At 72.4% G+C, this 9976-nt stretch carries 10 protein-coding genes; 5 read left to right on the top strand and 5 right to left on the bottom strand.

The window, feature by feature from the left end:
• Positions 1 to 110: 110 nt before the first annotated feature.
• From rplT to infC, 3 genes are all read right to left on the bottom strand, one after another.
• The gene (rplT, locus tag KME75_RS36260; RefSeq protein ID WP_219419463.1) at positions 111 to 497 is read right to left on the bottom strand and encodes a 50S ribosomal protein L20; all 387 of its coding nucleotides are present in this window, start codon (positions 495 to 497) and stop codon (positions 111 to 113) included.
• Between the two features lie 46 nt (positions 498 to 543).
• Positions 544 to 738 carry a 50S ribosomal protein L35 gene (gene rpmI, locus KME75_RS36255; protein ID WP_219419462.1) on the bottom strand — a complete coding sequence of 65 codons (195 nt, stop codon included), beginning with the start codon at positions 736 to 738 and terminating at the stop codon, positions 544 to 546.
• 77 nt (positions 739 to 815) lie between these two features.
• On the bottom strand, positions 816 to 1409 hold the full coding sequence (infC, locus tag KME75_RS36250; RefSeq protein ID WP_308283402.1) for a translation initiation factor IF-3: 594 nt from the start codon (positions 1407 to 1409) through the stop codon (positions 816 to 818).
• Between the two features lie 262 nt (positions 1410 to 1671).
• On the opposite strand from infC, the gene KME75_RS36245 reads away from it, so the two are divergent.
• From KME75_RS36245 to KME75_RS36235, 3 genes are all read left to right on the top strand, one after another.
• Complete coding sequence (locus KME75_RS36245) at positions 1672 to 2427, top strand: IclR family transcriptional regulator (protein WP_219419460.1); 756 nt, start codon at positions 1672 to 1674, stop codon at positions 2425 to 2427.
• A gap of 66 nt (positions 2428 to 2493) precedes the next feature.
• On the top strand, positions 2494 to 3471 hold the full coding sequence (locus KME75_RS36240) for a PDR/VanB family oxidoreductase (RefSeq protein ID WP_219419459.1): 978 nt from the start codon (positions 2494 to 2496) through the stop codon (positions 3469 to 3471).
• Positions 3472 to 3485: 14 nt separating this feature from the next.
• Positions 3486 to 4700 carry a cytochrome P450 gene (locus KME75_RS36235; protein ID WP_219419458.1) on the top strand — a complete coding sequence of 405 codons (1215 nt, stop codon included), beginning with the start codon at positions 3486 to 3488 and terminating at the stop codon, positions 4698 to 4700.
• 11 nt (positions 4701 to 4711) lie between these two features.
• Here the strand turns inward: KME75_RS36235 and KME75_RS36230 are convergent, their stop codons facing one another.
• Positions 4712 to 5467: a helix-turn-helix domain-containing protein gene (locus KME75_RS36230; RefSeq protein ID WP_219419457.1), complete on the bottom strand. Its 756-nt coding sequence runs from the start codon at positions 5465 to 5467 to the stop codon at positions 4712 to 4714.
• A 57-nt stretch (positions 5468 to 5524) separates the two neighbouring features.
• Between KME75_RS36230 and KME75_RS36225 the strand changes: the two genes are divergently transcribed.
• Positions 5525 to 6121 (top strand): TIGR03086 family metal-binding protein, encoded by a 597-nt coding sequence (locus KME75_RS36225; protein WP_219419456.1) that lies wholly within the window; start codon positions 5525 to 5527, stop codon positions 6119 to 6121.
• A 205-nt stretch (positions 6122 to 6326) separates the two neighbouring features.
• Here the strand turns inward: KME75_RS36225 and uvrA are convergent, their stop codons facing one another.
• Positions 6327 to 9242 carry an excinuclease ABC subunit UvrA gene (gene uvrA, locus KME75_RS36220; RefSeq protein ID WP_219419455.1) on the bottom strand — a complete coding sequence of 972 codons (2916 nt, stop codon included), beginning with the start codon at positions 9240 to 9242 and terminating at the stop codon, positions 6327 to 6329.
• A 194-nt stretch (positions 9243 to 9436) separates the two neighbouring features.
• Between uvrA and KME75_RS36215 the strand changes: the two genes are divergently transcribed.
• The gene (locus KME75_RS36215) at positions 9437 to 9856 is read left to right on the top strand and encodes an OsmC family protein (protein ID WP_219419454.1); all 420 of its coding nucleotides are present in this window, start codon (positions 9437 to 9439) and stop codon (positions 9854 to 9856) included.
• The last annotated feature ends 120 nt before the right edge of the window (positions 9857 to 9976 follow it).

Raw genomic sequence — 9976 nt, 5'->3', positions numbered from 1 at the left:
CCCCCCGGCCCGATCGCGGCCCACGCGGCGCAGCAGCTTGCGGGCTGCCACGACGCGGGGCGTGCGTTCGGTGCCGGGCGGTGCGGTCTCCATCGGGCGGGACGGACGGCTCAGGCCGCGGTCCCGTCCTGCGCGGGCTGCGCCGGGACGTTGGCGCGGGCGAGCTCGACGAGCGCGGTGAAGGCGGCCGGGTCGCTGATGGCGATCTCCGACAGGTTCTTGCGGTCGACCTCGACACCCGCGGCCTTGAGGCCCTGGATGAAGCGGTTGTAGGTCATGCCGTTGGCGCGGGCCGCGGCGTTGATCCGCGTGATCCACAGCTGCCGGAAGTCGCCCTTCTTGGCGCGACGGTCACGGTAGGCGTAGTTCAGCGAGTGGAGCATCTGCTCCTTCGCCTTGCGGTACAGCCGCGACCGCTGCCCGCGGTAGCCGCTCGCCAGCTCCAGGGTGGTGCGGCGCTTCTTCTGAGCGTTGACCGCGCGCTTCACGCGTGCCATGGGGTGTGTCCTTACGTCTGTGGGGTCAGCGGGCGGGGGCCGGTTGTCAGCGGCCGAGCATCTTCTTGACGCGCTTGACGTCGGCCTTGTTCACGGGCACGACGCCGGACAGGTCGCGCGTCTCCTTGCTCGACTTGACCTCGAGCCGGTGGCGCAGACCGGTCTGCTGGCGCATCAGCTTGCCGCTCCCGGTCACCTTGACCCGCTTGGCGATCCCGCTGTGCGTCTTGTTCTTGGGCATGACAAGTTCCTACTCACCGGTGACGCCCCCTCCCGGAGGGGGCGTCAAGTTGGTCGTACTGGCGTTCCGCGCAGCCGTCAGACCTGCTGGGCTTCCACAGTCTCCGTGACCTCGCCTGCCTCCGCGGAGGCGGTGGGCCTGCTGCTGCCACGGGTCGGCGGCTTCTTGAACGGTGCGATCACCATCGTCATGTTGCGGCCGTCCTGCTTGGGTGCGGCCTCGACCGTACCCAGCTCCGCCACGTCCTCGGCGAGCCGCTGCAGCAGCCGGAACCCCAGCTCGGGGCGAGACTGCTCGCGACCACGGAACATGATCGTGACCTTGACCTTGTTACCACCCTCGAGGAAGCGCACGACGTTGCGCTTCTTGGTCTCGTAGTCGTGGGTGTCGATCTTCGGTCGGAGCTTCTGCTCCTTGATCGTGGTGAGCTGCTGGTTGCGGCGGGACTCCCGGGCCTTCTGCGCGCTCTCGTACTTGAACTTGCCGTAGTCCATGAGCTTGCAGACCGGCGGGCGGGCCTGGGCCGCGACCTCGACGAGGTCGAGCTCGGCCTCCTGCGCGAGCCGCAGGGCGTCCTCGATACGCACGATGCCGACCTGTTCCCCGTTCGGCCCGACCAGGCGGACCTCGGGAACGCGGATGCGGTCGTTGATGCGCGTCTCTGTGCTGATGCGGGTCTCCTCGTTTTCGGCGTGTGCGGCGCGCGACGAAGCGGAGACCCGTTGATCACGACCGGGAGCCTGTGGCTCGCCGACGGACCGGACCCGACCCCACACATCGATCGTGGCTGTGGTGGCGGGTGGGAGCGGGGCTCCACTTGTTCGCCCTGACACACGCATCAACGCACGACAGGGTGGTCGCATTCCGGAGAGTACCAGGCACCGCCCGGGGCACCGAATCGGCGGGGTCGGCGCGCCGTGCCAGACTCGGCCCGTGTCCCGATGGCCCACGGGGGAGTCGGTGCTGGCGCGGGCGGTTCGCATCCTCGAGGCGTTCACGCCGGACGAGCCCGCGCTTCCGGTCTCGGAGGTCGCGCGGCGCTCCGGGCTGCACGTCGCGACCGCGTCCCGGCTCATCGCCGAGCTGGTGGGGCACGGACTGCTCGCCCGCCAACCCGACGGACGCGTGCGCGTGGGCGTGCGGATGTGGGAGCTGGGTCAGCGCGCCTCGCCGACGCTGTCGCTGCGGGAGGCCGCGATGCCGTTCCTGGGCGACCTGCACGCGGTGATCGGACACCACGTGCAACTGGGCGTGCGCGACGGCGACGAGGTGCTGTTCGTCGAGCGGCTGTCGGCCCCGCACGCCGTCATCAACTACACGCGGATCGCGGGGCGACTGCCCCTGCACGCGTCCTCGTCGGGGCTCGTGCTGCTCGCCCACGCCCCGCGCGAGGTGCAGGAGCGCGTCCTCGCGCTGCCGATGGAGCGCTACACCCCGCACACCGTCACCGCGCCCGACGCGCTCCGCGCGCTGCTCGCCGACGTCCGGCGGCAGGGCGTCGCGCTGTGCCCCGGCTACGTCCACGAGGACGCGTGCGGCATCGCCGTGCCGTTGCGCGACGGGCGCGGGAACGTCGTCGCCGCCCTGTCGGCGATCGTCCCGAACGACGGTCAGGCCTACGCCCAGGTCCCGGTGCTGCTGGCGGCGGCGCGCGGGATCAGCAGGGTTCTCGGGTCGCCCTCTCATTGATTGAGAGCGCCCTGTCCCGTCCGCGCCACCCTCTCGCATGCTCCCCGCAGCCCAGTGCCAGGAGGAATGCCAGTGGTCAACGCCGACGCGGTCACCGCGACCGCCACCACCGTCACGCTGCGGGTCGCGGCGAAGACGCCCGAAGCCGACGACGTCGTGAGCCTCACGCTCACCCACCCGGACGGGCGCAGGCTGCCGGACTGGACGCCGGGCTCGCACATCGACCTGGTGCTGCCGAACGGCGTGACGCGCCAGTACTCGCTGTGCGGCGACCGGTGGGACGCCTACACCTACCGGGTGGGCGTGCTGCGCGAGCCCGACGGCCGGGGCGGCTCCGCGGACGTGCACGACGTGCTGCGCCCCGGGGACCTCGTCGGCGTGGGGGGCCCGCGCAACAACTTCCCGCTCGTGCCCTCGGAGCGGTACCTGTTCGTCGCGGGCGGCATCGGGATCACCCCGCTGCTGCCCATGATCCACCAGGCGGACCTGCTGGGCGCGGACTGGCGGCTGCTCTACGGCGGCCGGCGCCGGGCCTCCATGGCATTCCTCGACGAGCTGGTGGGCTACGGCGACCGCGTGCACGTCGTGCCGCAGGACGAACGGGGTCTGCTCGATCTCGCCGAGTTCCTCGGCGACCCCCGCGTCGGCGGGCGGATCTACTGCTGCGGTCCCGCGCCGCTGCTCGCCGCGATCGAGTCGGCCTGCATGCCGTGGCCCGCCCACACGCTGCGCACCGAGCGGTTCGTGGCCCAGGAACGCGGAGCGCCGGTGCGCGACCTCCCGTTCGAGGTCGAACTCGCCCGCGCCGGTGCCACGGTCACCGTCACCCCCGCCATGTCGGTGCTCGACGCCGTGCAGGCCGCAGGCGTCGACGTGCTCTCGTCGTGCCGGCAGGGCACGTGCGGGACCTGCGAGACCACCGTCGTGGCCGGCGAGCCCGACCACCGCGACTCGATCCTCACCGACGCCGAGCGGGCGGCGGGCGACTGCATGTTCCCGTGCGTGTCCCGGGCGTGCTCCGACCGGCTCGTGCTCGATCTGTAGACCCTGGAGGCCCCGTGACCACCATCGCCGAGCGCGCGCTCCCGACCAGCGACGCCGACCCCTTCGACCACGACGTGCTCGAGGACCCGCTCCCGCTGCACCGCGCGCTGCGCGACGCCGGGCCGGTGGTCCACCTGACCCGGTACGACGTCTACGCGTTCGCCCGCTACGAGCAGGTGCACGCCGCGCTCGTCGACTGGCAGGAGTTCCAGTCCGCGGCGGGCGTGGGCCTGTCGAACTTCCGCTACGAGAAGCCGTGGCGCCCGCCGAGCCTGCTGCTGGAGGCCGACCCGCCGCTGCACGACGCACCCCGCCGGGTGCTGCGGGCGGTCCTCGGGCCGCGGGCGCTGCGGAGGCTGCGCGAGCGGTGGCTCGCCGACGCCGAGGACCTCGTCGACGGCGTGGTCACCGACGCTGTCCTCGACAGCGTAGTCGACGTCGTTCCGGCGCTCGCCCAGGCGTTCCCGCTGCGGGTGTTCCCCGACGCCGTCGGCCTCCCGGCCGAGGGCCGGAAGAACCTCCTGCCCTACGGCGACCACGCGTTCAACGCGTTCGGGCCCAGCAACGACCTGGTCGCGAAGGGCGCGCCCCGCGTCGCGGAGCTGTCGGCGTGGGTCAACGCCCAGTGCGCGCGGGAGGTGCTGTCCCCCGCCGGGTTCGGCGCACAGATCTGGGCGGCGGCCGACCGCGGCGACATCACGCCGGAGCAGGCGCCGCTGGTGGTCCGCTCGCTGCTCACCGCGGGCGTCGACACGACGGTGCACGGGCTGTCCGCCGTCCTGTACGCCTTCGCGACCCACCCGGACCAGTGGCGCAGGCTGCGCGAGCTGCCCCACCTGGCGCGGGTGGCGTTCGACGAGGCCGTGCGCTGGGAGTCGCCCGTCCAGACGTTCTTCCGGACCGCGACCACCGACGTCACCGTCGGGGACGTGGTGGTCCCCGAGGGCCGGAAGATCCTCATGTTCCTCGCCGCGGCCAACCGCGACCCCCGGCACTGGTCCGACCCGGACGCGTTCGACCTGGGCCGCGACCCGTCCGGGCACGTCGGGTTCGGGATGGGCATCCACCAGTGCGTGGGGCAGCACGTGGCCCGGCTCGAGGCCGAGGCGCTGCTGACGGCGCTGGCGCGGCGGGTGGAGAGCATCGAGCTCGCCGGCCCGACCCGGCGACACCACAACAACACGCTGCGGGCGTGGGAGTCGATCCCGGTGCGGCTGCGGGTCGGGTAGTTCCGCGGGGCTCAGTAGCGGGCGGCGTAGTGCGTGGGCGGCTCGCCGAACATGGCGGCGAAGTCGCGCGTGAAGTGCGCCTGGTCGGCGTAGCCCAGCTCGGCGGCGAGACCCGCCCAGTCGGCCACGCCGCCGCGGGCCATCCGCTCGGTCGCCTCCCGCAGCCGGTAGCGGCGGATCACCCATTTCGGGCCGACACCGACGTACTCGGCGAACAGCCGCTGCAGCCGCCGCACGCTGGTGCCGCAGCGCTCGGCCAGGTCGTCGACGCGGCGGATCCCCGGCTCGGTGACGACCGTGGCCACCACGTCGGCGACCCGCAGGGCGGTCGGGTCGGGCTCGGGCCGGGCCGCGCGCAGCCACTCCTCGACGGCCGCGACGTCGACCGGCCTCGCGGGCCCCGCGGCCGGGAGGCCGGGGACGTCGGCGGCCGGGACCGTGCGGTCGGTGAGCGCCGACACCGGCGAACCCAGGAACGGCCGGAAGCCGCCCGGCCGGAACTCCACCCCGAACACCCGCCCCACCCCGTCGAGCACCCGGACCACGTGCCCACTGGAGACGCCGTGCACCTCGGGAACTCCGCCGTCCTGCACCGTGAGGTGGACGTGCGGGTACGGGACGATCAGCTGCCGGTAGGGCGACGCGTACCCCCACTCGACGATCCAGTACTTCGCGACGAACGGGGCGAGGTCCGGCGCGGGCGCGGGGAACTCGTGGCGCTGGAACCGCGTCCACGCGCCCGCCAGCTCGCGCGGGTCCCTCGACACCCCACCAGTGTCGCGTTCCTTCAAGACGCGCGCGCCCCGGCTTCCTAACCTCACGCCATGACCTCCACCGACCTCGGCATCGCCGCGCAGATCGCCCCGGCGGCGGCGCCGCACGCCGCACTCGTCGCCGCGGCGCGGGACGTCCCCCTGACCGCGCCCACCCCCTGCGGCGACTGGGACCTGCGCGCCCTGCTCAACCACCTCCTGTACTGGACCCCGATCCTCGCCGCGACCGGGCGACGCGTCGCAGCCGAGCCGGCCGCACCGAGCGAGCAGGAGGTCGACCTCGTCGTCGCCGACTGGCCCGCCGCCCTCGCCGCGTCCCGCGCCGACCTCGTCGCGGCCTGGAGCGACCCGGCGGCGTGGACCGGGACGGTGTCGGTGGGCGGCCCGGACGAGCTACCGGCCCCGATGATCGGGGGGATGGTGCTCGGGGAGCTCGTCGTGCACGGCTGGGACCTCGGCCGCGCGGTGGGCCGGGAGCCGCAGTGGCCCGCGGACGTGCTGGCCGCCGCCCACGAGGCCATGCTCGGCATGGCCGAGCAGGGGCGGGAGATGGGCCTGTTCGGGCCCGAGGTCGCCGTGCCCGCCGGCGCATCGACGCTCGACCGGCTGCTCGCGGCGTCGGGTCGTGAGCCGGGCTGGACGCCCTGACGGGTGGGCCGCCGGAACCCAGCCGTCGCAGTGCGGTCACGAGGGGGAGCCCTCTGATCAAGGCACTGATGTCGTGCTGGATCGTGGCAGAAGCGACGTCTGCGCCTTGATCGACGGGCTCCCAGCCGATCGAGGCAGGGGCGGCCGCGAGCATCGGTCCGGCGGTCAGGCCCGAGCACACCGCGCACGACTCACCGCCCGCGTCTCAGCTCGCCGCGGCCGCCTTCCGCCGCCGAACCGGGGTCCGCCGCACCGGCGCCTCCTCGGGCGCGACCAGGCTCCTGAGGAACTGCCCGGTGTAGCTCGTGGGGTGGGCCGCGATCTGCTCCGGGGTGCCCTGCGCGACGACCATGCCGCCGCCGGAGCCACCCTCCGGGCCCATGTCGATGATCCAGTCCGAGGTCTTGATGACGTCGAGGTTGTGCTCGATGACGATCACGGAGTTGCCCTTGTCGACCAGCCCGTTGATCACCTGCAGGAGCTTGCGGATGTCCTCGAAGTGCAGGCCGGTGGTGGGCTCGTCGAGGATGTAGACGGTGCGGCCGTTGGAGCGCTTCTGCAGCTCCGACGCGAGCTTCACCCGCTGCGCCTCGCCCCCGGACAGGGTGGGCGCGGACTGCCCGAGCCGCACGTAGCCCAGCCCGACGTCGACGAGTGTGCGCAGGTAGCGGCTGATCGAGTTGATCGGCGCGAAGAACTCCGCCGCCTCCTCGATGGGCATGTCGAGCACCTCGGCGACCGTCTTGCCCTTGTAGTGCACCTCGAGCGTCTCCCGGTTGTACCGGGCGCCCTTGCAGACCTCGCACGGGACGTACACGTCGGGCAGGAAGTTCATCTCGATCTTGATGGTGCCGTCGCCGGAACAGGCCTCGCAGCGCCCGCCTTTGACGTTGAACGAGAACCGGCCCTGCTGGTAGCCGCGGACCTTCGCTTCGGTGGTGGCCGCGAACAGCTTGCGGACGTGGTCCCACACCCCGGTGTAGGTGGCCGGGTTGGACCGAGGGGTGCGGCCGATCGGGGACTGGTCGACGCGCACGAGCTTGTCGAGGTTGTCGATCCCGGTGATGCGCGTGTGCCGGCCGGGCACCTGCCGGGCGCCGTTGAGCTTGTTGGCCAGCACCGTGGCGAGGATGTCGTTGACCATCGTGGACTTGCCCGATCCGGACACCCCGGTGACCGAGACCAGGCAGCCGAGCGGGATGTCGACGTCGATCCCGCGCAGGTTGTGCTCCCGCGCGCCCACGACCGTGAGCTGCCGCTTCGGGTCGACGGGCCGGCGCTTCTCCGGCACCGGGATCGACCGGCGACCCGACAGGTAGGCGCCGGTGAGCGAGGTGTCGTGACTCTCCAGCGCCGCGACCGGGCCGCTGTGCACGATGTGGCCGCCGTGCTCCCCCGCGCCCGGGCCGATGTCGACCGCCCAGTCGGCGGCGCGGATGGTGTCCTCGTCGTGCTCGACGACGATCAGCATGTTGCCGAGGTCGCGCAGCCGGGTGAGCGTCTCGATCAGGCGCCGGTTGTCGCGCTGGTGCAGCCCGATCGACGGCTCGTCGAGCACGTACAGCACGCCCACCAGGCCGGACCCGATCTGCGTCGCCAGCCGAATGCGCTGCGCCTCCCCGCCGGACAGCGTGCCCGCCGCGCGGTCGAGCGAGAGGTAGTCGAGCCCGACGTCGAGCAGGAACCCGAGCCGGGCCTGCACCTCCTTGAGCACCCGGCCGGCGATCATGGCCTGGCGGGAGTCGAGCGCCATCCCGTCGAGGAACGCCGAGCACTCCGCCACCGACATCGCCGAGACCTCGGCGATGGAGCGGTCGCCCTGGTCGCGGTGGGCCAGCGTGACGGCCAGCACCTCCGGCTTGAGCCGCGCGCCCTTGCACGCCGGGCACGGCACATCCCGCATGTAGCCCTCGTAGCGCTCGCGCTGCGACTCCGACTCCGTCTGGTCGAGCCTGCGCTCGAGGAACGGGATGACACCCTCGTAGTTGGCGTAGTACGAGCGCTCGCGGCCGTACCGGTTGCGGTAGCGGACGTGCACCTGGTCGTCGGTGCCGTGCAGCACGGCCTTCTGCGCGGTGGCGGGGAGCTTGCGCCACGGGGTGTCGGTGCGGAAGCCGACGGCCTTGGCCAACCCGTCGAGCAGCCGCCCGAAGTACTCCGCGGACTGGCCACCGGCCCACGGCGCGATCGCGCCGTCGGCGAGGCTCAGCTCGGGGTCGGGGACGACCAGCTCCGGGTCGACCTCCTTCTTGATCCCGATGCCGGTGCACTCCGGGCACGCGCCGTAGGGCGAGTTGAAGGAGAACGTGCGCGGCTCGAGCTCGTCGAGCGACAGCGGGTGCCCGTTGGGGCACGCCATCCGCTCGGAGAACCGGCGCTCGCGGTTGGCGTGGTCGTCGGGCAGGTCGACGAAGTCGAGGACGACGAGCCCGTCGGCCAGCCGCAGCGCCGTCTCCACGGAGTCGGTGAGCCGCTGCTTGGCCGACTCCTTGACCGCCAGCCGGTCGACCACGACGGAGATGTCGTGCTTCTCCTGCTTCTTGAGCTTGGGCGGGTCGGTGAGCATGTGCACCGTGCCGTCGACCAGCACGCGGGAGTAGCCCTGCGTCTGGAGGTTGGCGAACAGGTCGACGAACTCGCCCTTGCGGGTGCGCACGACCGGGGCGAGCACCTGGAACCGGCTGCCCTCCTCCATCGCGAGCACCTGGTCGACGATCTGCTGCGGCGTCTGCTTCTCGATCACGTGCCCGCAGACGGGGCAGTGCGGCACGCCCGCGCGGGCGTAGAGCAGGCGCAGGTAGTCGTAGACCTCGGTGATGGTGCCGACGGTGGACCGCGGGTTGCGGTTGGTGGACTTCTGGTCGATCGAGACGGCCGGGGACAGCCCCTCGATGAAGTCGACGTCGGGCTTGTCCATCTGGCCGAGGAACTGCCGCGCGTACGCCGACAGGGACTCGACGTACCGGCGCTGGCCCTCCGCGAAGATCGTGTCGAAGGCCAGGCTGGACTTGCCCGAGCCGGACAGGCCCGTGAACACGACGAGGCTGTCGCGCGGCAGGTCGAGGTCGACCCCGCGCAGGTTGTGCTCGCGGGCGCCGCGTACTACCAGACGGTCGGCCACGGTGGGGAGCCTCCTGGAATCCGGGTGAAGGGCGGCGTCGCCTGCCCTCGATCCATGCTAGGCGCGGCCACCGACAGAAACCGGGGGGCGGCCCGCCAGGAGACGAGGATCGCACGCACGTTCGAACGATCACCATCGGGGGTGGCCGCCGAGCAGCGGCGATGCCGGGGGCACGGCAGGGCTAGCCTGGACGGGTGGGAGAACCCAACGTCTGGTCGGTCGCGCGGCTGGGCTCGCCGGACAACCCCGCGGCGGACCTGATCGTCAACGGGCTGGAGCTGAGCTGCGCCGTCCCCGACGACGAGGCCGTCGAGCCCGGGGGGGCCACCCCGTTCGGCCTGCTCGCGGGCTCGCTCTCGGCGTGCACCGCGATGTCGGTCCGCACGTTCCTGCAGCGCTGGCGGATCGATCCCGGCGAGGTGACCGTGCGCGTGGGCGTCCACGTCCATCCCGGGTCCACCCCGATGCTCGACCGGCACGTCACCGTCGCCGGCCAGGTCGGACAGGAGCTGTGGGAACAGCTCGCCACCGAGGTGGACAACATCCCGGTGACGGTGTTGCTGCGCGACACGATGCCGATCCGGACCGTGCTCACCACCGGCGCCGGCGACTAGAGCGTGTCCCGTGGATCATGCGGGTGGGCTGCGGTAGATCTCTTCTGTGCTTGATCGCCACGACTTGACCGACGCGGAGTGGGCACGGCTGGAGCCGTTGCTGCCCGACCGGACACCGCG

Origin of the sequence: Pseudonocardia nigra (genome assembly GCF_019396355.1) — a bacterium.
Taxonomy (GTDB): Bacteria; Actinomycetota; Actinomycetes; order Mycobacteriales; family Pseudonocardiaceae; genus Pseudonocardia; species Pseudonocardia nigra.
Note: the sequence above shows the minus strand (reverse complement) of the source record. Positions and strands in the feature narration are given on the sequence as shown.

Bases quoted from the DNA above. Each gene is read 5' to 3' on its own strand.
- rplT (WP_219419463.1), bottom strand. From the start codon at position 497: ATGGCACGCGTGAAGCGCGCGGTCAACGCTCAGAAGAAGCGCCGCACC.
- rpmI (WP_219419462.1), bottom strand. From the start codon at position 738: ATGCCCAAGAACAAGACGCACAGCGGGATCGCCAAGCGGGTCAAGGTG.
- KME75_RS36225 (WP_219419456.1), top strand. From the start codon at position 5,525: ATGACCTCCACCGACCTCGGCATCGCCGCGCAGATCGCCCCGGCGGCG.
- KME75_RS36240 (WP_219419459.1), top strand. From the start codon at position 2,494: ATGCCAGTGGTCAACGCCGACGCGGTCACCGCGACCGCCACCACCGTC.